20 protein-coding genes are annotated in these 25,558 nt (G+C 65.3%); 13 read left to right on the forward strand and 7 right to left on the reverse strand.

From position 1 onward, the window contains the following. Positions 1-122 precede the first annotated feature (122 nt). Both BN1233_RS35240 and BN1233_RS35245 read left to right on the forward strand, forming a co-directional pair. Positions 123-875, forward strand: coding sequence for a MotE family protein (locus BN1233_RS35240; RefSeq protein ID WP_244471016.1), 753 nt, complete (start codon positions 123-125; stop codon positions 873-875). Between the two features lie 134 nt (positions 876-1,009). Next, positions 1,010-4,420: a hypothetical protein gene (locus BN1233_RS35245; protein ID WP_046868323.1), complete on the forward strand. Its 3,411-nt coding sequence runs from the start codon at positions 1,010-1,012 to the stop codon at positions 4,418-4,420. A gap of 24 nt (positions 4,421-4,444) precedes the next feature. On the opposite strand, the gene fliP is transcribed toward BN1233_RS35245, so the two are convergent. Continuing rightward, positions 4,445-5,209, reverse strand: coding sequence for a flagellar type III secretion system pore protein FliP (gene fliP, locus BN1233_RS35250; protein ID WP_082145847.1), 765 nt, complete (start codon positions 5,207-5,209; stop codon positions 4,445-4,447). 721 nt (positions 5,210-5,930) lie between these two features. On the opposite strand from fliP, the gene BN1233_RS35255 reads away from it, so the two are divergent. Next, the gene (locus tag BN1233_RS35255) at positions 5,931-7,553 is read left to right on the forward strand and encodes a tetratricopeptide repeat protein (protein ID WP_147707729.1); all 1,623 of its coding nucleotides are present in this window, start codon (positions 5,931-5,933) and stop codon (positions 7,551-7,553) included. A gap of 469 nt (positions 7,554-8,022) precedes the next feature. On the opposite strand, the gene BN1233_RS35265 is transcribed toward BN1233_RS35255, so the two are convergent. The 3 genes from BN1233_RS35265 to BN1233_RS35275 all read right to left on the reverse strand — a co-directional run bounded on the left by BN1233_RS35265 (position 8,023) and on the right by BN1233_RS35275 (position 11,112). Beyond that, positions 8,023-8,889 carry a hypothetical protein gene (locus tag BN1233_RS35265; protein ID WP_046868430.1) on the reverse strand — a complete coding sequence of 289 codons (867 nt, stop codon included), beginning with the start codon at positions 8,887-8,889 and terminating at the stop codon, positions 8,023-8,025. A 122-nt stretch (positions 8,890-9,011) separates the two neighbouring features. After that, a complete protein-coding gene (locus tag BN1233_RS35270; RefSeq protein WP_046868326.1) occupies positions 9,012-9,200 on the reverse strand; it encodes a hypothetical protein in 189 nt (62 codons plus the stop codon). Positions 9,201-9,423: 223 nt separating this feature from the next. Beyond that, positions 9,424-11,112 carry a flagellar biosynthetic protein FliO gene (locus tag BN1233_RS35275; RefSeq protein ID WP_046868327.1) on the reverse strand — a complete coding sequence of 563 codons (1,689 nt, stop codon included), beginning with the start codon at positions 11,110-11,112 and terminating at the stop codon, positions 9,424-9,426. Positions 11,113-11,324: 212 nt separating this feature from the next. On the opposite strand from BN1233_RS35275, the gene flgB reads away from it, so the two are divergent. The 9 genes from flgB to alaS all read left to right on the forward strand — a co-directional run bounded on the left by flgB (position 11,325) and on the right by alaS (position 21,667). Next, a complete protein-coding gene (gene flgB / locus BN1233_RS35280; protein ID WP_046868328.1) occupies positions 11,325-11,726 on the forward strand; it encodes a flagellar basal body rod protein FlgB in 402 nt (133 codons plus the stop codon). An 11-nt stretch (positions 11,727-11,737) separates the two neighbouring features. Next, positions 11,738-12,148, forward strand: a complete 411-nt coding sequence (gene flgC / locus BN1233_RS35285) for a flagellar basal body rod protein FlgC (RefSeq protein WP_046868329.1) — start codon at positions 11,738-11,740, stop codon at positions 12,146-12,148. 77 nt (positions 12,149-12,225) lie between these two features. Further along, positions 12,226-12,537 (forward strand): flagellar hook-basal body complex protein FliE, encoded by a 312-nt coding sequence (fliE, locus tag BN1233_RS35290; RefSeq protein ID WP_046868431.1) that lies wholly within the window; start codon positions 12,226-12,228, stop codon positions 12,535-12,537. Between the two features lie 100 nt (positions 12,538-12,637). Then, positions 12,638-12,904, forward strand: a complete 267-nt coding sequence (locus BN1233_RS35295; protein WP_046868330.1) for a flagellar biosynthetic protein FliQ — start codon at positions 12,638-12,640, stop codon at positions 12,902-12,904. A 60-nt stretch (positions 12,905-12,964) separates the two neighbouring features. Continuing rightward, positions 12,965-13,720 carry a flagellar biosynthetic protein FliR gene (fliR, locus tag BN1233_RS35300; RefSeq protein ID WP_425311776.1) on the forward strand — a complete coding sequence of 252 codons (756 nt, stop codon included), beginning with the start codon at positions 12,965-12,967 and terminating at the stop codon, positions 13,718-13,720. A gap of 111 nt (positions 13,721-13,831) precedes the next feature. Continuing rightward, complete coding sequence (flhB, locus tag BN1233_RS35305) at positions 13,832-14,899, forward strand: flagellar biosynthesis protein FlhB (RefSeq protein ID WP_046868331.1); 1,068 nt, start codon at positions 13,832-13,834, stop codon at positions 14,897-14,899. Between the two features lie 104 nt (positions 14,900-15,003). Further along, on the forward strand, positions 15,004-17,529 hold the full coding sequence (gene cckA, locus BN1233_RS35310) for a cell cycle histidine kinase CckA (protein ID WP_046868332.1): 2,526 nt from the start codon (positions 15,004-15,006) through the stop codon (positions 17,527-17,529). 246 nt (positions 17,530-17,775) lie between these two features. Further along, complete coding sequence (gene recA / locus BN1233_RS35315; protein WP_046868333.1) at positions 17,776-18,867, forward strand: recombinase RecA; 1,092 nt, start codon at positions 17,776-17,778, stop codon at positions 18,865-18,867. Between the two features lie 157 nt (positions 18,868-19,024). Next, positions 19,025-21,667 carry an alanine--tRNA ligase gene (gene alaS, locus BN1233_RS35320; protein WP_046868334.1) on the forward strand — a complete coding sequence of 881 codons (2,643 nt, stop codon included), beginning with the start codon at positions 19,025-19,027 and terminating at the stop codon, positions 21,665-21,667. A gap of 32 nt (positions 21,668-21,699) precedes the next feature. Here the strand turns inward: alaS and BN1233_RS35325 are convergent, their stop codons facing one another. Next, positions 21,700-22,797 carry an NADH:flavin oxidoreductase/NADH oxidase gene (locus BN1233_RS35325; RefSeq protein WP_046868335.1) on the reverse strand — a complete coding sequence of 366 codons (1,098 nt, stop codon included), beginning with the start codon at positions 22,795-22,797 and terminating at the stop codon, positions 21,700-21,702. 266 nt (positions 22,798-23,063) lie between these two features. Here BN1233_RS35325 and BN1233_RS35330 point away from each other — a divergent pair, with 266 nt between their 5' ends. Next, positions 23,064-23,744, forward strand: coding sequence for a GntR family transcriptional regulator (locus BN1233_RS35330; RefSeq protein ID WP_147707730.1), 681 nt, complete (start codon positions 23,064-23,066; stop codon positions 23,742-23,744). 343 nt (positions 23,745-24,087) lie between these two features. Here the strand turns inward: BN1233_RS35330 and BN1233_RS35335 are convergent, their stop codons facing one another. After that, positions 24,088-24,774 (reverse strand): fumarylacetoacetate hydrolase family protein, encoded by a 687-nt coding sequence (locus BN1233_RS35335; RefSeq protein WP_046868337.1) that lies wholly within the window; start codon positions 24,772-24,774, stop codon positions 24,088-24,090. Between the two features lie 20 nt (positions 24,775-24,794). After that, the gene (locus tag BN1233_RS35340) at positions 24,795-25,550 is read right to left on the reverse strand and encodes an ABC transporter permease (protein ID WP_046868338.1); all 756 of its coding nucleotides are present in this window, start codon (positions 25,548-25,550) and stop codon (positions 24,795-24,797) included. Positions 25,551-25,558: the final 8 nt, after the last annotated feature.

Consider the following 25,558-nt stretch of genomic DNA (forward strand, 5'->3'; position numbering starts at 1 on the left):
GTCAAGGGAGAGGTGATGTGCGCACCGCCGCTGCTTCGCCTCTCCCCCGGAGGGAGAGGTCGCGCGCGAAGCGCGGTGGTGAGGAGGGAAACGCTGCGCTCTCCAATTAGGGAAATCACGACGTGATCCCGCGGTTTCGCCTCACCGATGCCGTTGCGATCGGCGCCGGTGCTCTCCTTCTCGTCAAAGTGATCGGGCTTGCAGGACACACGCAGGCATCCGATGCCGGCCGCACTAATCCTCAGAATGCGCCCGGCTTCGCACACGCGCTGACTTACGCTCTGACGAACCCGACGCCGCGGCCCGATCCGAAGACGACCGGGAATGTCGACGAGGGGACAGCGCCGGAAGCGAAGTCCTCAAGCGGCGAGTTGCGCGTCGCGCCCCCGGCTGCGCCGGTCTCGAGCGCGGAACGGGCATTGCTGGAGCGGCTTGGCCAGCGGCGCGAGGAGTGGCGCGAGAAGGGCAAGGATCTCGAGATGCGCGAGCGACTTCTCGAGAATGCCGAGCGCAAGCTCGAAAGCCGCATCAACGAGCTCAAACAGATTGAGGCGAAGGCGGAAGCGCAGGCTACGAAACGTGGTGATACGGAGGACGGCTCGCTTCGCAATCTCGTGACGATGTACGAGGCGATGAAGCCCAAAGAAGCCGCGCGCGTCTTCGATCGTCTTCCGCATGACGTGCTAGTGCCGGTGGTGCTGCGGATGAACCCGCGGAAGATGTCGGAGATCCTGGCCGTGATGTCGACGGAGGCAGCCGAAAAGCTCACGATCGCCCTTGCGACGCGCGGCCGCGAGCGCACCGAAGTGGTGACCCCGACGGCCGCTGCACTGCCGGCGAACGAACTTCCGGCCTTCGAAGCTCCAAAGCCATAGAGCAACGTCAAGATCGAAAACGTCCGACGAGGCGGAATCGGCTGGCGGCTTCGAATGTTAAGCGGCCATTAGCTCCGCCGTGAGAAGGATCGGGATCGTGGCCGCCGGGCCCAGGCGGCCCAACGAGGTCTCGCGTGGCTGATCGGACGAACTCACTTCTGCAAACAACTGCGCTTGCACTCGCCTTCGGCGCGATCTCGCTCGTCGCGTCGACAAGCAGTGCCCTTGCAGGCGACGTGCGCGTCCGCGGTGCGGAGATGAATCGGTTCGGCCGCATCGCACTCGAATTCGACCGGGCGATCAAGGTTACGGCACGCGCGTCGAACGGCGTCCTCGTTGTGTCGTTCGGGGAGCCGACGACGATCCGGCAGGAGCGCCTTCCGGTCGAGATGCCCGACTACGTGGCAACCGTTCGCCATGACCCCGATCGTACGGGGCTGCGCGTGGCGCTGGCCGGTACCTACCGGGTCAACGTGCTGGAAGCGGGTGAGAAGACCTTTATCGATCTCCTGCCCGAGAACTGGACGGGACTGCCGCCCGGATTGCCGCCGGACGTCGTCGCGGAGCTGGCGCGTCGGGCTCGCGAGGCAGAGGCGAAGATCAGGGCTGAAGACCTGCGTCGTCGGACTGAACCCGCCAAGGCTCTCAAGGCCAGCGTCGCCCGCCTGCCGACCCTGACGCGGATCGTGTTCGAGCCTCCGGAAATCGTGCCGGTCCGGTTCGACAGGAGCGGCTCGGAGGTAATCGTCCTCTTCGATGCCCCGCTGACATTCGATCGCACGCAACTCGCGGGGCAACTCGCCACGATCGTGCAGAATCTGACGGTCGAGGAGGGCGACGGAGCCCTCGTTCTGCAGTTCACCGTTGATTCCGCGCGCGAAGTCCGCAGCTTCCGGGAAGACGAGAGTTTCGTCCTCGACATCGCGGAAACCGCCTCCGCTTCAGCGCTGGCCGCACCTCAGCCTCCGAAAGCAGAGGCCGGGAAGGCGGCGACCGAGGACAAGGCGCAGCAAGCAGCTGTTCCGTCTCCAGGACCCGCACTCCCCACGGCGGCGCCCGCGCAGCCCGCGCCGCCGCAGCCTGCTCCGCCCAAGGCAGCCACTTCGGCGCAGCGCGTCGTGCAACCGGCCATCACGGCCACTGCGAGCGGGATGAATGTCCGTTTTCCGTTCCTGGGTCGCGTTGCTGCTGCGGCCTTCGAGCATGCGGGACAGCTGACGCTCGTATTCCATACGGACGAGCCGATTGCGCCGCCGGCGCTTCCCGCCGAGGCGGCCCGGTTCGCGCGAGCACTCGAAATCACCCGGGAGGGAGCGTTCGCGGTCGTCCGCATTCCGTTGGCCGGTCCACGGGTTGCTCGCCTCTCGCCGCAGGAGAGCGAATGGGTGCTCTCCTTGGGCAGCGGGCACACGGTACCGTCGCAGCCCCTCGGGATGCAGCGGAACGTCGACGAGGATGGCCGGACAGTTGTCACCGTGCCGCTGGCGGATAGTTCGGGCGTCTACTGGCTGGACGACCCGGTTAGCGGCGAGAAGATCGCGGTGGTCACGGCCTATGGCGCGCCACACGGCATTCCGCGAATCCAGCGATTCGTCGAATTTTCCTTGCTCTCCAGCCTTCATGGCGTGGCGGTTGCGGCTGCCGCCGATGACGTGATCGTGCAATCCGGCCTCGATGGCGTGACGATCACGCGCGGGCGCGGCCTCACGGTCTCGATGCCCCTGCATGAGCCGAGTCGCATCGACCAGGCGAATGCGCCCGTCGAGCCGGTCATCCGGCGCGACTGGTGGCAGGACGCACAGCGTGGCTCGGCGCGCGTTCGCGCGTTCGCGCTCATGCGCGCAGCCGCGGAGGCGCCGCCGTCATTGCGCGGGGCCGCACGGCTGGAGCTCGCGCGCGTGCTGCTCGCGAACCGCCTCAACCACGAAGCAGCCGGCGTCCTGGACTACGCTTCTCGCGAGGACCCGAAGCTCGCGGAGGACCGCGCCCTCCTGATCCTGAGCGGGATTGCGGCCCTCGGAAAAGGTCATTCCGGTGACGCACGGAAATATCTGACTGCGCCGCCCATCGCGGAGGATCCCGAAGGCATTCTATGGCGGGCCGCGGTCGACGAAAAGGAACGCCGCTGGCCGCAGGCGCTCGCGGGCTTTCGCAGGGCGATGGCCGTCATCGAGAGCTATCCGAATGTCCTGCAGGCCGAGTTGCGCCTGCAGGTCGCGAATGCTGCTCTCGAGATGCGGGACCTGCCCTATGCCGAGGGCATCCTCTCGACATTGCAGCCCCTGGCGGCAGGAACCGGCCTGCGCGAGGAAGTGATGCTGGCCCGCGCGCGCCTCGACGAAGCGCTCGGCCGCGGCGATGTCGCGGTCGACGTGTTTCGCCACCTTGCCGAAACGGGCAAGCGGCCGGTCGCTGCCGAAGCGACCCTCGCCTGGGTCGAAGTCGCGCTGCGGCTCGGCACGATGGACCCTAACGAGGCGATTGCAAAACTCGAGACCCTCGCGATGATCTGGCGTCGCGGCGAGGTGGAGGTCGCCACGCTCGGCCGTCTCGGCCGCCTCTATGCAGAGGCAGGGCGCTGGCGCGAGGCGTTCGTGACGGCACGGCGCGCCAACCGCATGTTCACCGATCACGAGATCACGCGCAGCCTGCACGAAGATACGGCGCGCCTCTTCGAGGACCTGTTCCTGACCGGGAAGGGAGAGAGTCTCTCGCAGGTCGATGCGCTGGCCCTTTATTTCGACTTCAAGGAGTTCACGCCGATCGGCCGGCGCGGCGATGAGATCGTGCGCAGGCTCGCGGATCGGCTCGTGGAGCTCGATCTGCTCGAACAGGCGGCGAGCCTGCTCCAGCATCAGGTGGACAACCGCCTCGTCGGCGCCGCGAGAGCCACGGTGGCTGCGCGTCTCGCCTCGATCCGTCTGATGGACGGGAAACCGACCTTGGCCCTGCAGGCCCTGCACCGCACGCGGCTGCCGGAGCTGCCGGCCTCGATCAACAAGGCGCGCCTGCTCCTCGAGGCGCGGGCTCTCTCCGATCTCTCCCGGACCGACCTCGCGCTGGAGGTGGTCGAAGGCGAAAGCGGTCCAGAAGTCGAACGCCTGCGCGCCGACATTCTGTGGAGTGGCCGCCGGTGGCGGGAGGCCGGAGAGGCACACGAGCGGATCCTCGGGACACGCTGGCAGGAGACCGAGCCGCTGTCCGAACAGAATCGCGTCGACGTGATGCGGGCAGCGATTGCCTTCTCGCTGGCCGATGATGCCCTTGGTCTCGACCGCTTGCGCGCCAAGTTCTCGGCCAAGATGGCCGACAGCGCCGATGCCGGGACCTTCGCATTTCTGTCGCAGCCGGATGTCGGGGCCACGCGGGCCTTTCGCGATCTGGCCCGCCGCGTGACGAGCGCCGACACGCTCGGCGATTTTCTGGCGGAGTATCGCAAACGCTTTCCCGAGGCGGCGACGCCCGACCGGCCCCGGCGCCCGTCCCTGCCCGAGGCCGGCAACGGGGCGCAGGCGCAGGTTCGGGACGGGTCCGAAGCGAGCTGACGTTCTCGAAGCGACTTGCGGCGATCAGGTCCCGTAGCTCTGCACGAGGGAGCCGGCCACAAGACTCCAGCCGTCGACGAGCACGAAGAAGATCAGCTTGAAGGGAAGCGACACCGTCACGGGCGGCAGCATCATCATGCCAACTGACATGAGGATCGACGCGACCACGAGATCGATGATCAGGAAGGGAACGAAGAGAAGAAAGCCGATCTCGAACGCGCGCCGGAGCTCCGAAATCATGAAGGCGGGGATGAGGACGTGGAGCTCGACCTGTTCCGGACCCTGCGGCTGCTCGCCACGAGCAAGGTCGATGAACAGGGCGAGATCCTTCTCGCGCACGTGCTGGAGCATGAAGGTGCGCAGCGGAGCTGCCGTGCGCTCGAAAGCCTCGGCGGGCTGAATCGTGCCGGCCACCAGGGGCTGAACGCCATTCGAATAGGCCTCCCGCAGAGTCGGCGCCATGACGAAGGCCGTCAGGAACAGCGCGAGGCTGACGACAACGCCGTTCGGTGGAGCGGTCTGAGTTCCGATCGCCGATCGGAGTAGCGAAAGGACGACCACGATCCGCGTGAAGGACGTGACCATCACGAGAATCGAGGGGGCGAGCGCCAGGACCGTCACCAGCGCGACGAGCTGCAGGGCGCGTTCTGAAATCCCGCCCGACGGTCCGAGATCGAGCGTCAGGCTTTGGGCCGATGCGCCGCCGGCGGCCAGAAGCCATGCCGCTCCGGCCAGCGCGAGCATGCGTCGAAGCCCTGGACCTCGCGCAGCGTGGTCGAGTGCAGCCATAGTCCTGATTCGCCCCCGAGACATTCGGCGGGACCGTGCGGCGCGTCTCGGCAGGGCGCAAGCACTGCCCCAACGTCATGCGAATGCGAGGGAGCTGCATTCGAAGTGGCGCGCGTGGGGGCTGCGACCTTGATGCATGTTCGCTTACGTCGCGAAAGGGTTCGAACGCGCAACCCGGCTGGCGCCCGTCATCTGCCCGGCGGGACCTCGGGCACCGTTCCCGATACTCCACCCGCAACCCGTGGAATGATGCCATATGGCGCCGAACCGGCTCGCCCGCCCTGCTGCGGAGCGGCAGAGTCGGACTGCGCTTCCACCAGTCGATATCAATCCTGCCGAAATTGGCGGCCCCGCAGATGTCCCTAGCCGGTTGGGTTCGATCGTCCGGTTGGCCGGGAAAATCTGATTGCGGGTAGGGCACGCGATTGGCGACGCCGAGCCTCGAGCCCGTGCGGCTCCGGCTCACGTGTGAGCAATCGACAGCAGCAGGGCGGGAACGAGCATCATCAGAGGCCTCCTCCAGGCGCCTGCGAGCGTGAGGGGGACCACAACAGGCCTGTGACCTCGGAAAACGAGCGGTTTGACAAGCCCTGCCGCAAGGAGCACGCTCTCGACGCCTCGTCTCTGACCCGCATCGCTCAAAGCGCACACGTGCGACGTGGCAAGTTCAGTCGAAACGCCGCAATGCCGATCTCGAGGCGAAGATTGCATGGAGGCGTCGATGCTCAGCAAAGCATTCGGAACCGCTGTCGCTTTATCCGCAGCGGCCGCGATGGGTAATGCGGCTCTCGCACAGTCGGACCACCACTCAGCGTCCCGAACCGATGGGCTCGGGCAGGTCGAATTCCAAACGTCATGCACGCCGGAGGCGCAAAAGCAGTTCGAGCGTGCCCTGGCGATGCTGCACTCGTTCTTCTTCCCCGAAACCGTCAAAGCGTTCGGCGCCATTCCGGAGACGGATCCGGACTGCGCCATCGCATATTGGGGTATCGCGATCAGTCAGCGCCCCAACCCGTTGGTCGGCCCATTCGATGCAGCGACCCTGAAACGCGGCCTCGACGCGGTCCAGAAGGGCAAGGCGATCGGCGCGAAAACCGAACGTGAGCGCGATTGGCTCGCGGCCATGGAAGAATACTACAAGGACTACGACAAGGTCGACCAGGACACGCGCGCCAAGAACTACGAGAAGGCGATGGAGGAACTCGCCCGCAAATATCCCGACGATGTCGAGGCGAAGATCTTCTATGCCCTCGCCCTGAATGAGACCTTCGATCACAAGTCGATGGACAACCTCGTAAAGTCCATTGAAATCCTGGAGCCCATCGACAAGGCTCACCCGGACCACCCGGGCGTGACGCACTACCTGATCCACAGTTACGACTTCCCGCCGCTCGCAGATCGCGGCGTCGCTGCAGCCGACAAATACGCGCAGATTGCGCCGGCTGCGCCGCACGCCCAGCACATGCCGTCGCACATCTACTCGATGGTGGGCATGTGGAACGAGTCGATCAAGTCGAACCTGCGCTCGAACGAGGTGGCGGCGGAATACGCCAAGAAGGTGAACCTGGACGGAACGATGTCCGGCGTCCCGCACGCGTACGACTTCATGGAATACGCCCACCTGCAACTCGGCCAGGACGCGAAGGCAAGGGCGCTCATTGACGAGAGTGCGGCGATCAAAAAGTTGATTGGCGCCAGGCTGGCAGGCGCGACCGCGCAGGCGGCCGTGCCGGCGCGCTACATGCTGGAACGTCAGGATTGGCGCGGGGCGGCGCAGCTCACGCCGCTCGGCAGCGGAATCCTGCCCGCGGAGGCCATCACGCATTTCGCGCGTGCCCTGGGCGCAGCCCGGAGCGGCGAGCCTGCCGCGGCCGAGGCCGACCTTCATAAGCTGGACGAGATCCGGGCTGACCTGGAAAAGGCCGGTCAGGCCTACTGGGCGGGTCAGGTCGAGATCCAGGCCAACGCCGCCCAAGCCTGGCTGGCGCAGGCCCAAGGGAACAAGGACGATGCCCTGACGCTGATGCGCACCGCCGCGGATCTCGAAGACTCGAGCGAAAAGCACGTCGCCATGGAGAACCGGCTGTACCCGATGAGGGAGCTTCTGGGCGATATGCTCATGGAGCAAGGCCAACCCGGCGAGGCGCTCAAGGAGTATCAAGCCTCGATGAAGAACGCGCGTGAACGCCTGCGCGGCTACTACGGCGCGGCCAAGGCGGCCGAAGCCTCCGGCGACAGCCAGAAGGCTACCGAATACTACGCAGCATTGGTTCGGCTGACCAAAGATGCCGACACGGAGCGGTCCGAGATTCGCGAGGCCAGACAGAAGATCGCGTCGCGCTAGCAGCCATCGCCCTGCATTTCGGGCCCAATGACATCGCTGCAGGCTCGCCCCGACATCGATGTCGCTCTCACGCACGTGGACATGCCGGGTTCCCTCGACGGCTTCGAGTTTGCCCGGCTCGTCCGGTAGGGCTGGCCCGAGGTCGGCGTGCTGGTCATCTCGGGCAAGACGGTGCCCCAGCCCGGCGACCTGCCAGCCAGGACGGCCTTCGTGGCCCCGCCGGTGCTCCCGCCGACGCTGGCTAGACACCTCCGGGAGGCGATGGACCTGCCAAAGAGCCAACGGCCCGGCATGCGCGAATCCTTCCATCCGGCAGGCGAGGGGCATCGGCCTAAGGGCGCGAGCGAATTTGCAGCGCGACCGGAGATGCCTGGTTTACCGTCATGCCTCGATATCGACCCGGCTGGTTTCGCTGCCGACGCGCCATCCCGGACAGATAGACGCCGGCCCAGAAGACCGCGGAAGGGCTCTAACGAATGGCGTGCTGCTCACCGAGATGAGGGCCCATCCGGCGTCGATCGTGCTCAATGGCGAAGACGTGGGCGTACAGGTTGGCGACCCATTGGCGCCCCTCTACCGTCAGATCGAGAGAGTGGATGGCGTCCGCGATGAACGGTTCGACTCTGGACCAGAAGAATGCAGGATAGCGCTCGGCAAGGTCAGCCGGACTCTCGTATCCAAGGCGCTCGTTCACGCCGATCTCCGCGAACTCGTGAAACAGCGCATTGAGCTTGCGCGGATAGAGCGGGTCACCCAGCTGGCCGATCAGATCCGCGGCCCGCATCAGGCCGGCTTCCGTGTCGGTCTCGGCGTGGTCATTGTCCTGCGGGACCGGAAAGCGCGTGAGCTCGATCAGGCGGGAGACCCTCTCCGCATCCACGAAAGCGTGGGTTCCGAAGCGTTCGCGTACGGCGATCTTGGACCGTTCGATATGATGCGGCGCAAGGGCGGCATCCGATGCACCTCGAGGAAGCGTCACGGTGCTGCCATCAGCATCGCTCACGAAGCGACCATAGCCGTCGCCATCGCAGATCCCACGAACGTAGCCGATGTCATGATAGAGTGCCGCGATGATGGTGTGGAGCCAATCTTCGGGCGAGACCGCATGGCTGATCAGCCGGCCGCGGAGAATGTCCTGGGCGACCAGCGTCACGAGAGCCGTGTGGTGGGCGTCGTGGTATAGGGCGTCGCTCCCGCCGATCCGCTCAATGGTGAGGCGGGCGGCCTCGTCGATCACTTCGGCATAGCGCGGCTCGCGGCTCCCGAAGGCACGCCGGTAGGTGAGCGAGAGGTTCTCGCCCAGGGCATTGGCCAGGAGTTTCGTCGTATCGAGAATGCCGGCTCCCTCCCGATCCGGCTTGCTCACTGCAGGTTAGGCCGAGGAAAGGACGACCGCCACAGATATCTGCAAGATGCGCGTGATCTCCTGCGCAGGGGGATCTATCGCCACCGGGCCCCTCAACCATCGCATGCCGCCGATTGCCTTCGGAATTCCCCCCGCTTTGCCAGCGGACGAAATTCGGGCGCCTTGCCCGAGCCACGATTCCGATAGACGGCGATCAGGCTGGCCCGCTCCAGGCCGACGAAGATGTAGGTGGTGTTTCGAAAGCGCGCGACCTCGATCCTCTCGGGCTCGACACCCTTCACACCGGCTCGCTTCTCCTGGACAGATACGGCATTTCCCTGCACGGCCGGGGCGGCGGTAAAAGACGGCCCCCACCTCGGGCCGGACAGGCTGAGCGCATCGTGCGGAAAAGTGGGTCCACTTTTCCGCACGATGCGCTGCTCAAGGACCAAAGCATCTGGCCCAAAAGCGGATTCTACTTTTGGGCCAGATGTTGGGGGCGAGAGCCGCAGAGGGAAACGCCCGTCAGGGCTTGTTGCCGTCGGTCCGCCCCAGCAGTCGCGCGAACTCCGCCTCGATCTCTTCGACCGAGAATGGATCGCTCGCGGAGCGCGGGGAGGGCGCGGAGGCCGGCGCCGGAGGAGGCGGTGCGCTCGGCTTCGAGGCCATCGCTGCGGCGACCGGATCCGGTGCCGGTTTCTCGGGCGGCGTGGCGGCCGGACCGGACTCGGGTTTCGAAGGACCATGCGTCTCGCCGGTATCCTTCGAGCCGACGGTGCTCGGAGCCTCCGGCTCCTCCACCCGAGCACGTTCGGATGCGGGCGCAGCCTTGCCTTCAGCTGGGACTACCGGTGCTTGAGCCTCCGGGGCAGGCTTGGCGGGTTCCGCGGGCCGGGCAGGCATCACGAATCCCGGCGATCCCGCAGGCGCCGGACGGTGAGGTCCGGAAGGAGCCGGCGCCGCGGCAGGCGGTTGCGGGCGAGGCGACAGAACCGGACCCTGCGCGGGTCCCGCTTCCTGTCGCGTGGGTCGTGGGCCCGCTCGGTCCGGCGGAGGCGGAGCCGCTGAAACCGGGCCCGGTGCCGGCACTCCCGGAGAAGGCGCAGGGCCAGCGCTCTGGTCAGGGGCTGGCGGAGTCCTGACCGGCGGTGGAGATACACGCCCCGCGGGTGGTGCCGCATCGGCGCGACCGGCCGGGGCGCTCGGAGCAGGCTCGCGCAAATCGTCGCGGACCGGTCCCCGGTCAGGTTCGGGCGGGCGGGGCTGAGCCTCCCCGCCTGCGGGCCGCGTCGGCCGCCTGAGGGCCTCCTCGAGCTGACGTGCCATATCGGACAGAATCGCGGCGTCGGGGCCGCGAACCGGGCGCGCCGGAGGCGTGGGGCTCGGCTCGTCGACTGCCGGGCTCGGCGGCCGCGGGCCGGAAGGCCCGCCCTCTCGAGGCGCCCGGCCGGGGGTGCCGCCCATGCGGTCCTGCGGGAGGTTGGTGGCCCGAAGTACCGGCTGCACGGGAGGCCGCTGAGGGGGGGCTGCCACAGGCTCGGGAGCCGGCGCCGGAGGAACGGCCGGGCGCAACCCAGGCTCGACACTCGGCGGAGGAGCTTCATTTCGCCGGTTGGCGGCGGGACGCAGCGGCGTCACTGATGCCGGACCTGCGACGATCTGGTCGGGCTTGAGCACCGGCTCGCGCCGGGGCGGTACTGTTGGCTCGGGAGCGTTGACGACAGGAACGGGAGCTTTCTCGGGTGTCGGCACCTGATCGAGAGCGGCGCCGAGATGGCCGGCCGGCTGATTCTCGAGAGCCGGGCGAACGGCCTGTTCGACCTGCGGGCGGCTCGGAGCTTCCGGAGGCCGCTCGAAGGAGGGCTCGAGGCGCTCGACGGAGGCCTCGCCGGGGGCGGATGGAAGCCGGGCGCCGGCCGCCCTGATAATGTTCGTCTCGACGACGAGGTCGTTCGGGCCGCCGATCAGCAGGAGATGCTCGACGTTGTCGCGTCGCAGGAGGATCAGCTGACGCTGGCGGTCCAGGTCATAGATGTCGACGACGCCGAGCCGCGGCTGGCGGGCGCGGCCGCGATCCTGTCCTGGCAGCATCAATCGACCTCCGCCGTATTTCCGCATGAGCCACCCCATCAGGGCGAGGAGCACGAGGATGATCGCGAAGGCGATGACGTACCAGGCAGCCTGCGAGGCTTCGATTCCGAATCGGGACAACACGTTGAACTCTCGAGACCGAATGTGAGGGGGTGGCAAGCCATCCCGGGTTGCCGTCAGGGCGGAGCCGGCGGAGTTGTAGCACGGCAACTCCTACCGGACGCAATGCGCTTAACTCATCGTCAATATGGAAGTCATGAGGAATTTCGTCGACTTAACCAGACATTAACCATGTACCCGGCAAAACCTGCCGTGCCGGGGCAGGGATTTGAGCCGTGACTGTATCCAATCTTCCATTGATCGCCATGCTGAAGACGCGGATGCATTGGCACCAGGCCCGGCAGAAAGTGCTGGCCGAAAACGTCTCGAATTCGGACACGCCCGGATTTGCCCCACGCGATCTGGCCGAGCTTCGCTTCACGGCTCGAGGGCAGCCGAGCGGCGGAAACCTTCCCATCGTCCGCACCGCCTCGGCCCATCTGGCGGGTGAGGCCAGCCGGCCGGGCGAAAGCGAAATTCCCGCAGGTCGATTCGAGACCCGGCCGAGCGGCAACGCGGTCAGCCTTGAAGAGGAAATGCTCAAGGCTTCCCAGAACCAGGCCGACTTCCAGCTTGCAACGTCACTCTACCAGAAGAGCCTGCAGATGCTGCGTATCGCAGCCGGCCGCGGCCGATAGAGAGGTGGGTCATGGATTTTCTGAAGACGATCTCGATCGCCGCATCCGGCCTGCGCGCCCAATCGGGCCGCATGCGCGTCGTCGCCGAGAATATCGCGAACGCAGATTCCACGGCGGAGCGGCCCGGCGCGGATCCCTATCGCCGCAAGGTCGTGACCTTTCAGCGCCACTTCGACCGCGAGTTGGAGGCCAGCACGGTCGCGCTTGGCCGGACGCGCCCGGATACCAGTCCGTTCCGGACTCGGCACGAGCCCGGGCACCCTGCCGCGGATGCGAGCGGACAGGTCAAGCTCCCCAACATCAATCCCATGATCGAGGCCATGGACATGCGGGAGGCCCAGCGAAGCTATGAGGCAAACCTCAATCTCATCACCGCGACTCGGCGCATGATCTCGCGCACCATCGAGATCCTCCGCGCCTGACGAGAATTGCCATGACCCCCACTTCGATCGCGGCTGCGACCTACGCCGCCAATCAGGGAATTTCCAAGGAGACGATCATGCCGACGAATTCGTTTGCGGCTGCGGCTTATGCCGCGGGCCAGAATCTTGCCTCCGGGGTCCGGCGCCCCGATGGTGCCGCTGCCACCGAGGGACAGTCCTTCGGCGCGCTTCTGAGCGGTGCCGTCGGAAGCGTCGCAGAAGCCGGGAAGGCGGCCGAGGCGCAGGCGCTCGCCGCCGCAGGTGGCCGTGCGGATGTCGTCGACGTCGTGACTGCGGTGGCCGAGAGCGAAGCCGCGCTCGAAACCCTCGTCGCCGTCCGCGACCGGGTGATCGCGGCCTACGAGGATATCATGCGGATGCCGATCTGACGGCGATCGGCCTGCCGCCATAGAAGATCGATGATCCGAGGGCGCTCGCCCTCGGTTCCGCCGCCCCGACACATCATCCCTAAAAGCAAGGACATCGGACATGGGCGGGCTGGCCGTCATCGAAATCGCCCGAGACGGTATCTTCACCTTCTTCAAGGTGGCCGGTCCCCTGATGCTCGTCGCGCTCGTCATCGGATTCTCGGTCTCGCTCCTTCAGGCGCTTACGCAGATCCAGGAGCAGACCCTGATCTATGTGCCCAAGATCCTGGCAGTCTTCGTGGCGATGCTGCTGATGCTGCCGTTCATCGGGGACGCCATGGCGGGCTATATGGCCCGCATCGCCGCCCGGATCGTCACCGGTGGTTGAGAAACGGGTGCCGTCCAGGATCAAGGGAGCGCGCGCGCATTCCTGCTGCCGTTACCGCCCGTGACCTTTCCGATCGCCGAACTCCCCACTGCCTTCATGCTGACCTTCGCGCGGGTCGGGACGCTCGTCATGCTGATGCCGGGACTCGGGGAGCAGCTCATCGCGCCCCGGGCGCGGCTCGGCTTCGCCCTCCTGCTCTCGCTCGTTCTTTTCCCGCTCGTGCGCACGTTCCTGCCCGCGGCCGGGGATGCGGCCGCGATAGTCGGAGTTCTCATCGGCGAGATAGCCGTCGGTCTCCTTATCGGCCTCGCTCTGCGAATGGTGGTTGGCGCCCTGCAGACGGCCGGAACCATCATCGCGCAGCAGCTCGGGCTTTCCTTCGCGATGTCCGTCGATCCTGCGATGGGTGGCCAGCAGGCAGCGATCGGCAATCTCCTGACGCTCCTCGGGATCGCCGTCATCTTCGCGGCGGACCTCCACCACGTTGCGATCGCGGCGATCCGCGATTCCTATGCGCTTCTCCCGCCCGCCGGGACGCTGGTGACGGGAGATGCGGCGAACCTCGCGGTTCGCGCTGCGGCTCTCGGATTTTCGCTCGCGGTGCAGATCAGCGCGCCGTTCATCGTCTTTGCAATTCTCTTCAATGTCGGGCTCGGCGTCCTCTCGCGATTGATGCCGTCGCTTCAGGTGTTCTTCCTGGCGATGCCCGCGACCATTCTGGTCGGAATGCTCATCCTGCTCGCTTCCCTCGGAGTGATGATGAACGTCTTCGTTACCGAACTCGGAGCATTTTTGAATCAGTTTGTGAGCCGGTAACCACTCATGGACGAGCGCACTTCGCGAGACGTTAACCGGATCGTGAGCCAGTGGCCGCCCATGGAGAATACTACTCGAGACGTTAACCAGTTCGTGATCCGGTAGCCGATCATGGCCGAGAACACCGAGCAGGACGATCGCACGGAAGAGCCGACGCAGCGTAAGCTCGACGAGGCGATCAAGCGCGGCGACGTCGCCAAGAGCGTGGAGATCAACACGCTCTTCGTTCTGGCGGCCTTCACCCTCGGCGTCATGCTTCTCTCGCCATCCCTGTCACGCAATCTCGCTCTCGACCTGCGCGGCTATCTCATGAACGCGCACCTCGTCCCGCAGGATGGCGCAGGCCTGCTCGCAGTGGCCCGGAATGCGTTGATGGTCGCCTTCGCAGCACTGCTCCTTCCCGCAGCCGCCCTGTCGGTTGCGGGACTGATGGGCGGCGCCCTACAGCATCGTCCGCTTTGGACGATGCATCCTCTGAAGCCGCAGTTCAGCCGCGTTTCCCCGATGTCGGGCCTGAAGCGCATCTTCGGTCGCGAGGCCCTCGTCCAATTCCTCAAGGGGCTCCTGAAGATTACGACGGTCGGCAGCGTTGCTGCGCTCGTCATCTGGGGGGAGTGGCATCGGCTCGAGAGCCTCATCCGGACCGAACCCGCGGGTCTTCTACCGGAACTCCTGGCTCTGACCTTGAAGCTCCTGAGCGGCGTCTGCGTGATCTTCGCCTTTCTCGCGATCGGAGACGCGATCTATCAGCGGCTCAACTGGCTCAGGCGCCAGCGGATGACGAAGCGGGAGCTGAAGGAGGAATACAAGGAGACCGAGGGCAATCCGGAGATCAAGGCCAAGCTCAAGCAGATCCGGAGCGCCCGGGTGAAGCGGCGCATGATGGCTGCCGTGCCGACCGCAACCGTGGTCATCACGAACCCGACCCACTATGCCGTCGCCCTGCGCTACGAGCGCGGGATGGCGGCTCCGGTCTGTGTCGCCAAGGGAGTGGACGATCTGGCGCTCCGCATCCGGGAGGTTGCCGCCGAACTCCGGATTGCGGTTGTCGAGAACCCGCCGCTGGCCCGCGCCCTCCATGCGACCGTACGAATCGACGACGAGATTCCCGTGGAGCACTACAAGGCCGTTGCCGAAGTCATCGGAGCGATCTTGCGGCTCCGGCGCCGTCCGGCTTAACGCTAATGGGGCAATTCCGACAGGTGGATTCCGGCTGCCGGATGAGTCTTGATCCGCAAGGGACTGTTTCGGCCCCCGAGGCCCCGAGAGGCTCCGCTTTTTCCATGGCTCAAGAGAGCAACACCTCAGGCGCGGCGATCGACCGGTCCGAACGCCCCGGTCATATCGGCCTGGTGCTGCTCGTGATCGGCGTTCTGGTCGGCGCCGTCGTCGGAATCCAGCTTCTTGGCCGCGGCCAGGCGACGCCGTTGATCCTCGGGCTGCTGGCCTTCTTCGCCATGGCCGGGATCTTCTTCCTGCTTGCAGCAGCGATCGGCGTCGTCCAGTTCGCGGGTCAGGTCGCCCGGAACGATACGACCAAGCTGATCGCCGACACGGCAGCGGAGGGGCTGGTCGTCGTCGACGACGATGGGCGGATCATCTACGCGAACGAGACCTATCTCGCCCTGGCAGGCTCGAAAGCCGGCGAAGTCCGCACCGTCGAGCGGCTTTTCACGGGGGCGCCCGAGGTTTCCGAAGCGATCTATCGCCTCGCACAGGCCGCGAGAGAGCACCGCAACGCGGCGGAGGAGATCCGCCTTTCGCCGTCTCTCGATGGGATCCACGAGTTCGGCTGGTACCGCGTGCGCGTCCGCCCGCTGGTGCGGCCCGGGCAGCGCACCGTCGCGATGTGGATCGTCGCCGACGTCACGCATGAGCGCGAGCGGCAGGAGAACGTCTTCCAGGAGCTCCAGCACGCGATCGACTATCTCGACCACGCTCCTGCCGGCTTCCTTTCGGTCGATCCGGACGGCTCGATCGTCTACCTCAACGCGACCCTCGCGTCCTGGCTCGATTACGATCTCGCTCAGGTCGGCTCGGGCGGGCTGACGCTCTCCGACGTCCTTCCCCGCAACGTCGTCGATCTCATGACGTCGTTCTCCGGCGAGTCCGGGAGCGTGCGGACGGAGCCCTTCGATCTCGATCTCCGCCGGCGCAACGGCCAGCTTCTGCCGGTCCGCCTCTACCACCGCGTCGCTTTCGGCCAGGACGGACGACCCGGTCCGTCGCGGACCCTGGTCCTCAACCGCTCACCGGGCCTCGACGTCGACGAGAAGCAGCGTGCCGCCGAGGTCCGCTTCGCCCGCTTCTTCAACAACACCCCGATTGCGATTGCCACGGTGGACGGCTCAGGGCGCATCCTGCAGTCGAACGCATCCTTCAGCCAGCTGTTCGGGGCTTCCGTTCGGGCCGGCGAGGGCGAAGGCACATCGCTCCAGCAGGCCTTCCGGCAGGAAGAGGCGCCCCAGTTCGAAGCCGTCCTGCGGGCAGCGGCCGAGAGCCCGAGCGATATCCCGCCCCTCGAGCTTCACCTGCGCGGCGAGGAAGGCCGCTCGGTGCGCATCTGGGTGGCCCCGGTCAGCGCGGCCGATGAGGCCGACGAGAGGGCGATCGTCTACGCGCTCGACACCACCGACCTCCGGACGGTCCAGGAGCAGCTCGCCCAGGCCCAGAAGATGAACGCCGTCGGCCAGCTCGCGGGCGGCGTTGCGCACGACTTCAACAACGTCCTCCAAGCCATTATCGGTTATTGCGATCTTCTGCTCGCCAACCATCGGCCGACGGATCCGTCCTTCCAGGACATCATGCAGATCAAGCAGAACGCGAACCGGGCGGCGGGTCTCGTCCGCCAGCTCCTCGCGTTCTCCCGGCGCCAGACCCTGATGCCGGAGGTGCTGAACCTGAACGACCGGCTCAGCGACCTGCACATCCTGCTCCGCCGCCTGCTCGGAGAGCGCGTCGAGCTGACCTTCAACCATGCGCGCGACCTCTGGTTCGTGAAGGCGGACGTGAACCAGTTCGAGCAGGTGGTCATGAACCTGGCGGTGAACGCCCGGGACGCGATGCCGGAAGGCGGCAAGCTGAACGTGCGCACGGCAAATGTCACCGCCGCCGAAGCGGCCCGCCTCCAGGTCACCGGGATGCCGCCGGCCGATTACGTGCTCGTCGAAGTCTCGGATACCGGGACCGGGATGCCTCCCGAGGTCGTCGAAAAGATCTTCGAGCCGTTCTTCACCACGAAGGAGGTCGGGAAAGGCACGGGACTCGGACTCTCGACGGTGTTCGGGATCATCAAGCAGTCCGGCGGCTTCATCGACGTCGACTCGACGCCGGGTGAGGGAACGACCTTCAGCATCTATCTTCCGCGCCATGTGCCGGAGGAGGTCGAGGCGGCTCCGGAGACGGCCGATGCCGAGCGCAAGCCCGCGGCCGACCTGACAGGGCAGGGCACGATCCTTCTGGTCGAGGACGAGGACCCCGTGCGGGCCGTGAATGCACGCGCGCTCTCCGCGCGCGGCTATACCGTCCTCGAGGCCGCGTCCGGCGTCGAGGCGCTGCAGATCATCGCCGAGCGGGGGACACCGGTGGACCTCGTCGTCTCCGACGTGGTCATGCCCGAGATGGACGGCCCGACCCTCCTGGGCGAATTGCGCAAGCGGCACCCGGACCTGAAGGTGATCTTCGTGTCCGGCTATGCCGAGGACGCCTTCCGGAAGAACCTGCCGGAAGGCGAGGATTTCAATTTCCTCGCCAAGCCGTTCAGCCTACGCCAGCTGGTCGAGGTCGTGAAACAGGTCATGGAGAGCTGAAAACGACCCTGGCGGATTGATGATCCAGCAGGAGCGGGAATTGTGCCGGAATCGGCATCTTGCGGATCGAAAATCAGTGGCGTTTTCAGTCTCTTACGCCTGCGGCAGGAAGTCCCGCAATGGCTGGTGATAATGTCGTCCTGGCCCGGCTCGGGCCCTTGCAAATGAGAACAAAACGAATACAAATGGTCCCTCGGCGCCCTCGTTGAGACTCACAAGCTCCCCGTGCCATAAGGACACCCGGTCATGTCACAGTCCTCCCTGCGACTGGTGGAAAGCTCTTCAATGGATAAAGACAAGTCGAAAGCTCTCGACGCGGCGCTCTCTCAGATCGAGAGGGCCTTCGGCAAGGGCTCCATCATGCGGCTCGGCAAGTCCCAGAAACCCATCGAGATCGAGACGATCTCCACCGGATCTCTGGGCCTGGATATTGCGCTCGGTGTCGGTGGCCTGCCACGCGGTCGCATCATCGAGATCTACGGGCCTGAATCCTCGGGCAAGACGACCCTGGCGCTGCACACCATTGCAGAAGCCCAGAAGAAGGGCGGCGTCTGCGGCTTCGTCGATGCCGAGCATGCGCTCGATCCCGTCTATGCCCGCAAGCTCGGGATCAATCTGGACGATCTCCTGATCTCGCAGCCCGACACTGGCGAACAGGCCCTCGAGATCGCGGATACGCTGGTGCGGTCGGGCGCCATCGACGTGCTGGTCATCGATTCCGTCGCTGCCCTGACCCCGAAGGCGGAGCTCGACGGCGAGATGGGCGAGGTTCAGCCCGGCCTGCAGGCTCGCCTGATGAGCCAAGCCCTGCGCAAGCTGACAGGCTCAATCTCTCGCTCGAACACCATGGTGATCTTCATCAACCAGATCCGGATGAAGATCGGCGTGATGTATGGCTCGCCGGAAACGACGACGGGCGGCAACGCCCTGAAGTTCTATGCCTCGGTGCGGCTCGATATTCGTCGTGTCTCCACGCTGAAGGACCGCGACGATCCGATCGGCAACTCCGTTCGCGTCAAGGTCGTGAAGAACAAGGTGGCTCCGCCCTTCAAGCAAGTCGAATTCGACATCATGTTCGGCGAAGGCGTGTCGAAGATGGGCGAACTCATCGATCTCGGGGTCAAGGCCGGCATCGTCGAGAAATCCGGTTCCTGGTTCTCCTATGACAGCCAGCGCCTCGGACAAGGTCGCGAGAACGCCAAGCAGTTCCTGCGCGACAACCCCGAACTTGCCGCGAAGATCGAGAGCTCGATCCGTCAGAATGCCGGTCTCCTCGCCGACCGCATTCTCGAGGACGCGACTCCGACGGACGAAGACCTGGATGAGGGCGTCGCCTGAGGCACGCGCCCCGACCAGAGTTTCGGAAGGCCGCTGCGGGGCCCCGCAGCGGCCTTCGCTTTTCCGGCTTTCGCCTCGACACGGCACGGCCGTCTGACTAGAAGCGCCGTGATCATTGTTATCGGGTCCGAGGACCCCAGAGTAGGCCAAGCGCGTCATGAGCGGCGTCAACCAGATCCGGCAGACCTTTCTCGATTACTTCGACAAGAACGGCCACGAAGTCGTGGCCTCGAGCCCGCTCGTGCCGCGCAACGACCCCACCCTGATGTTCACCAACGCAGGGATGGTCCAGTTCAAGAACGTCTTCACGGGTGTTGAGAGGCGCCCTTACAGTCGTGCCGTTACGTCCCAGAAATGCGTTCGCGCCGGCGGGAAGCACAACGATCTCGATAATGTCGGCTACACCGCCCGGCATCACACCTTCTTCGAGATGCTCGGCAATTTCTCGTTCGGAGATTACTTCAAGGATCGGGCGATCGAGCTGGCCTGGAATCTCGTGACGCGCGAATTCGGGCTCCCTGAGGACCGTCTGCTGGTGACCGTCTTCGCTGAAGACGACGAGGCGTCAGGTCTATGGCGGCGGATCGCAGGGCTTCCGGAGTCGCGGATTCTCAGGATCCCGACCTCCGACAATTTCTGGCAGATGGGCGATACGGGCCCATGCGGTCCCTGCTCCGAGATCTTCTACGATCACGGCGAGCATATTCCCGGCGGCCCTCCCGGCTCTCCGGATCAGGACGGCGACCGGTTCATCGAGATCTGGAACCTCGTCTTCATGCAGTTCGACCAGCTCGCGCCCGGCGAGCGGGTCCAGCTCCCGAGGCCATCGATCGATACGGGAATGGGGCTCGAGCGCATCGCCGCCGTCCTGCAGGGCACCCATGACAACTATCAGATCGATCTGTTCCGCGCCCTGATCCACGCGATCGAGGATCTCACCGGCGTTCGCGCCGACGGACAGGCGTCGCACCGGGTCATCGCCGATCATCTGCGGGCATCGTCCTTCCTGGTGGCCGATGGCGTGCTGCCGTCCAACGAGGGGCGGGGCTACGTCCTGCGCCGGATCATGCGGCGGGCAATGCGCCACGCCCAGCTCCTGGGCGCGCGCGAGCCGCTCATGTATCGCCTCGTCCCGTCGCTCGTTCGCGAGATGGGACAAGCCTATCCCGAGCTCATTCGGGCCGAACCGCTGATCACCGAGACCCTCAAGCTCGAGGAGACGCGCTTCCGCAAGACACTCGAGCGAGGGCTGTCGATCCTCGACGACTCGAGCGCGCAGCTCTCCGCAGGCGACCAACTCCCGGGCGACGTCGCCTTCACGCTCTACGATACCTACGGTTTCCCCCTCGATCTGACGCAAGATGCCCTGAAGGCGCGAGGCGTCTCGGTCGATGTTGAGGGCTTCAATGCGGCGATGGAACTCCAGCGGGAGAAGGCTCGCGCCGCATGGGCGGGATCCGGCGAGGCCGCCACGGAGGCGGTCTGGTACAGCCTCCGCGAGCGCCTCGGGGCCACCGAGTTCCTCGGCTATGAGACGGAGAATGCCGAAGGCGTCGTGCTCGCGCTCGTGAGGAACGGGCAGGAGGTCGAAGCCCTCGAGGAGGGAGAAACGGGAATTGCCATCCTCAACCAGACGCCGTTCTACGCCGAATCCGGCGGGCAGGTTGGGGACTCCGGGAATATGACTGGAGAGGGGACGAAGGTCCGCGTCACCGATACCGAGAAGAAACTCGGTGATCTCTTCGCGCACCAGGTCGTGGTCGAAAGCGGGAGGCTCCGGACGGGCCAGTCGCTCGAGCTGGCCGTGGATCACGCACGCCGGTCAGCCATCCGTGCCAACCATTCGGCGACCCATCTCCTACACGAAGCCCTCCGGCAGGTCCTTGGCGATCACGTGGCGCAGAAAGGCTCGCTCGTTGCGCCGGATCGCCTGCGCTTCGACTTCAGCCATCCGAAGCCATTGAGCGAAACCGAGGCGGCCGAAGTCGAGGATATTGCGAACCGGGTCTTGCTCGAGAACGAGCCGGTGGTGACGAAGCTCATGGCCGTCGATGCCGCCATCGAGTCCGGGGCGAGGGCTCTGTTCGGGGAGAAATACGGAGACGAGGTTCGCGTCGTCTCGATGGGACGAGGCAGCGGCAATCGCCCGTTCTCGGTCGAGCTCTGCGGCGGGACCCATGTCCAGCGGACCGGTGATATCGGCCTGATCAGGCTCGTGTCCGAGAGTGCCGTCGCATCGGGCGTGCGCCGCATCGAGGCGATGACCGGCGACACGGCCCGTCACCACCTCACGAGCGAGAGCAGGCACCTCCTGAATCTCGCCGGCCTGCTGAAGACGCCCGTCGAAGAGGCTTCCGATCGGCTTTCCGCCCTGATCGAGGAGAAGCGCCGCCTCGAGCGCGATCTCCAGGACGCCCGCCGGAAGCTCGCGATGGGTGGCGGCAGCGGAGACGCGGGCGGGGTCAAGGATGTCTCCGGCATCAAGCTGATGGCGCGCGCCGTCTCGGGCGTGGAAATGCGGGATCTCAAGAGCCTCGCGGACGACGGCAAGAAGCGCCTCGGATCGGGCGTCGTCGCGATCGTCGGCGTTGCCGAGGACGGAAAGGCCGGGATCGTCGTCGGCGTCACGGACGATCTGACCAATCGCGTCGATGCGGTGTCTCTCGTGAGGGCCGGTGCCGAGGTGCTCGGTGGCAAGGGCGGCGGCGGGCGCCGCGACATGGCCCAGGCCGGAGGACCGAACGGCGCCCAAGCGGAGGCGGCCCTCGCGGCCGTCGAGGCGGCCCTCACAGCGGCATAGCTCACGCCGCTTCGGACGACTTCCGGCCGCCCTCAGTCGTCGAACAGATGAGGATGACGGCCGGGCTGCGAGCGAAGATATTGCTTCGGGGCACGCACGGTTCCGCCGAGATGCGCGGCAGCATGCCAGGGCCAGTGCGGGTCGTAGATGATGGCACGCGCGAGGGCGACCAGATCGGCGTCGCCGGTCCCGACGATCGCTTCGGCCTGGTCGTAGCTGGTGATGAGACCGACCGTGATGATCGGCATGCTGGTTGCGGACTTGACGGCGCGGGCGAGCGGCACCTGATAGCTCGGACCGACCGGGATCTGCTGTGCAGGCGTCATCCCGCCGCTCGAGACATGGATCGCGCTGCAGCCTCGCGCCTCCAACGCCTTCGCGAAGGCGATGGTCTGATCGATGTCCCAGCCTCCTTCGGCCCAGTCGGTTCCCGAAACGCGCATGCTGACGGGCTTCTCGGCCGGAAAGGCTTGGCGGACCGCGTCGTAGACCTCCAGGGGAAAGCGCGTGCGGTTTTCGAGGCTGCCGCCGTATTCGTCGTCGCGCCTGTTGGCCAGAGGCGACAGGAACTGGTGCAGCAGGTAGCCGTGCGCTGCATGGAGTTGAACCGCATCCAGTCCGAGCCGCGCCGAGCGCCTTGCGGCGTCCGCGAAGGCGTCGCGCACCTTGGCGAGCCCATCTTGGTCGAGAGCGACCGGGGGATTCTCGCCCTCCGCGAAAGGAATCGCGGACGGGGCCACCGTCTGCCAGCCGCGGTCCTCGTCGGGCCGGATCTGTCCACGCCCCTTCCAGGGGGCATGCGTCGACGCCTTGCGGCCGGCATGGGCGAGTTGGATCCCGAGCGGCATGTCCGAGTAGCACCTCACGATCTCGAGGACGCGCCCCAGGGCTTCCTCGGTCTCGTCGGACCATAGGCCGAGATCGTCCGGGCTGATGCGCCCTTCGGGCAGGACGGCCGTTGCTTCGATCATCAGAAGCGCCGCTCCGGACAGCGCCAGATTTCCGAGGTGGATGACGTGCCAGTCGGTGGCGCGTCCCTCATCGGCCGAATATTGGCACATGGGCGCAATCACGATGCGATTGCGCAATTCGAGAGAGCCAACCCGATACGGGGTGAAGAGCGCACTCATCCTGTCATCTCCTGCCGGAACGATACCTCTGCAGTTCGACTCCCATACAAGGCTACGAAAATTTCGGGTGATGGCCACCTCCCGGCCCCCGAGCCACCGGACGGCAATAACGACTATGGGGTCACGCGAGATCCCTCGAAGGCGGCTTCCTGAAGTGGTCTCCGGGCAAGAAATTATCTTTACGAGCCGATAGTGGAGTTTTATCGATTTTTTGCTTGGATACACGTCCTGTTTTGCGCAATGCTGCCCGCCGGAAGGGCCTGTCGATGAACGAGCACAATATCCGCGCCACGACGGCGACCACCGTTTACGATCGCATTCGCGACGACATCCTGTCGGGCGGTCTCGCACCGGCCTTGAAGTTGCGGATCGAGTTCGTGTGCGAGCGCTACGGGACAGGGGCGAGCCCGGTCCGGGAAGCCCTCAACCGCCTGTCGCAGGATGGCCTCGTGGAAAGGCGAGACCAGCGCGGGTTCTACGTCGCTGCGGTCAGCCTCGAGCAACTCGACGAACTCGTGAAGACGCGGTGCTGGGTCGAAGCGATCGCCCTGCGGGAGTCGATCATCCACCGAAACGCGCCGTGGGAAGAGAATCTCGTTCTTGCGTTCCACCGTCTGTCACGAACCAAACGCTCGCTCGACACGGCTGCCTATACGATCAATCCGGAATGGGAGGAGCGCCACCGCGCGTTCCACCACGCGCTAATTGCAAATTGCGGATCATCGCAACTCCTCACTTTCTGCGACGAGTTGCGCGATCAGGCAGACCGCTACCGGAAGCTCGCAGCCGCACGCGTTTTTCCGCAGCGGCAAGGGCCGGACGAACACAGGGGAATCATGGAAGCCACGATCGACGGCGACATCGACCGCGCCGTCTCGCTTCTCGATGCGCATTACCGGAGGACGCAGGCGATTATCGAGGAAGAGTTCCGCAGCCGGCCCGCGTGACACGGATCCACTTCGTCATTGCGAGCCGGAGGCTAAGCAAACCGGGAGCACCTCCGTCGGCGGGTAGATTGCTTCACTTCGTTCGCAATGACGAAGAGGGTCTGAGGGCGTGAGGAGCAATGCCGGAACCGGAGTAGCGCCGGACCCACTGCCGTCATTGTGGTCTGGCGTCGTCAGCCTGCCGCGAACCCACTGCTGTCATTGCGCGCCGCAGGCCGTACGCACAACCCATCCCACCGCACTTCGTCCTTGCGAGCCGCAGGCGAAGCAATCTACCCGTCGACGGATGCGCTTTGGGATTACTTCACTGCGTTCGCAACGACGGTGAGACACGCGCGAAGGCTTAAGCCACCTTCACCTTCAGCTCTCCGACACCTTCCACCTTACCCAGCAGAGTGTCGCCGCGCTTGACGGCGCCGACGCCTGCGGGGGTGCCGGACATGATCAGGTCGCCCGGAGCGAGCCTGAAATAATCGGAGAGGTAGGAGATCATCTCGGGGATCTTCCAGATCATCTGGTTGAGATCACCCTTCTGCTTCAGTTGCCCATTTACTTCGAGCGTGACCGAGCCCTCCGTCAGGTGTCCGGTCTTCTCTGCGGGCACGATCGGTCCGCATGGGGCCGAATGCTCGAAGGCCTTGCCGATCTCCCAGGGACGCCCCAGCTTCTTGGCTTCGCCCTGCAGATCGCGCCGTGTCATGTCCAGACCGACGGCATAGCCAAAGACGTGATCCATCGCGTTTTCGACAGGGATGTTCGTTCCGCCGCTCTTGAGCGCGACGACGAGCTCGATCTCGAAATGAACGTCCTCGGTCTTCGGCGGATAGGGAAAGTCCTGGCCTTCGGGAAGGAGATTGTCAGGGTTCTTCTGAAAGAAGAACGGAGGCTCCTTGGTGGGATCGTGGCCCATCTCGATCGCGTGTTCGGCATAGTTGCGACCGATGCAGTAGATCCGCCGCACCGGGAATTCATCGTCGGATCCGACGACCCGCAATGACGGCACGGGAGGAGGGGAGATCACGTAACCCACGGTAGCGTCCTTCTTCTCTGCTAGTGTCTGGAGGCGGCGAAATACTCGACCTTCCGCTCGATGTAACCGAACATCGTGTCGATCACGAAGGCGAGGCCGAACAATACGATCAGCAGCGCCCACATGTGGGACATCAGGAAATTCGACGAGTAGATCTCGAACAAACGGCCAAATCCCACGACCGATACGAGAAGCTGCCCGATGATGACGCCCTTGACGGCTCGGAGCAGGCCGAGCCGGATTCCGGTGAGGATCTCGGGGAGAGCCGACCAGATGTAGATCTTCGTGAAAGCCTGCCACGGCGACGCCCCGTACACGCGCGCCATTTCCACGAGCGATGAGGAGATCGCATGAGTTCCGGCCCGTGCATCCAGGATGATGATCCAGATCGCGAAGAGCACGACGGTCAGAATGATCGTGGTCTCACCGAAGCCGAAGAGCGCCATGATGACGGGGACGACCGCAGACAGCGGCGCCGAGATGAACGTGTTCACCCAGGGGAGAAGCATTCCATCGAGAATGGCCGAGCGCCCCATCAGAATTCCGACCGGAACGCCAACCATGATCGCGATGCCGCTGCCCACGAGAAACGTCCGCATCGTGATCCCGAGTGCGTCCCAGAAGGACTCGTTTGCCGCGATCTCGAACAGCTTCTCGAGTGCCGTCGACAGGGGCGGGATGAGGATCGTCAGCTCGAGCCGACCGACGATCTCCCAGAGCACGGCCCAGAGGATCAGCGATGCCATCGCGGGAATGCGAAGACCGAAAATCGTCATGGCAAGGT

The sequence above is a fragment of the Microvirga massiliensis genome, assembly GCF_001006805.1.
Classification (GTDB): domain Bacteria; phylum Pseudomonadota; class Alphaproteobacteria; order Rhizobiales; family Beijerinckiaceae; genus Microvirga; species Microvirga massiliensis.

Excerpts from the sequence above, each read along its gene's own strand:
- fliP (WP_082145847.1), bottom strand. The coding sequence starts at position 5,209 with ATGGCTGCACTCGACCACGCTGCGCGAGGTCCAGGGCTTCGACGCATG.
- BN1233_RS35255 (WP_147707729.1), top strand. The coding sequence starts at position 5,931 with ATGCTCAGCAAAGCATTCGGAACCGCTGTCGCTTTATCCGCAGCGGCC.
- flgC (WP_046868329.1), top strand. The coding sequence starts at position 11,738 with ATGGATTTTCTGAAGACGATCTCGATCGCCGCATCCGGCCTGCGCGCC.
- fliE (WP_046868431.1), top strand. The coding sequence starts at position 12,226 with ATGCCGACGAATTCGTTTGCGGCTGCGGCTTATGCCGCGGGCCAGAAT.
- BN1233_RS35295 (WP_046868330.1), top strand. The coding sequence starts at position 12,638 with ATGGGCGGGCTGGCCGTCATCGAAATCGCCCGAGACGGTATCTTCACC.
- flhB (WP_046868331.1), top strand. The coding sequence starts at position 13,832 with ATGGCCGAGAACACCGAGCAGGACGATCGCACGGAAGAGCCGACGCAG.
- cckA (WP_046868332.1), top strand. The coding sequence starts at position 15,004 with ATGGCTCAAGAGAGCAACACCTCAGGCGCGGCGATCGACCGGTCCGAA.
- recA (WP_046868333.1), top strand. The coding sequence starts at position 17,776 with ATGTCACAGTCCTCCCTGCGACTGGTGGAAAGCTCTTCAATGGATAAA.
- alaS (WP_046868334.1), top strand. The coding sequence starts at position 19,025 with ATGAGCGGCGTCAACCAGATCCGGCAGACCTTTCTCGATTACTTCGAC.
- BN1233_RS35325 (WP_046868335.1), bottom strand. The coding sequence starts at position 22,797 with ATGAGTGCGCTCTTCACCCCGTATCGGGTTGGCTCTCTCGAATTGCGC.
- BN1233_RS35330 (WP_147707730.1), top strand. The coding sequence starts at position 23,064 with ATGAACGAGCACAATATCCGCGCCACGACGGCGACCACCGTTTACGAT.
- BN1233_RS35340 (WP_046868338.1), bottom strand. The coding sequence starts at position 25,550 with ATGACGATTTTCGGTCTTCGCATTCCCGCGATGGCATCGCTGATCCTC.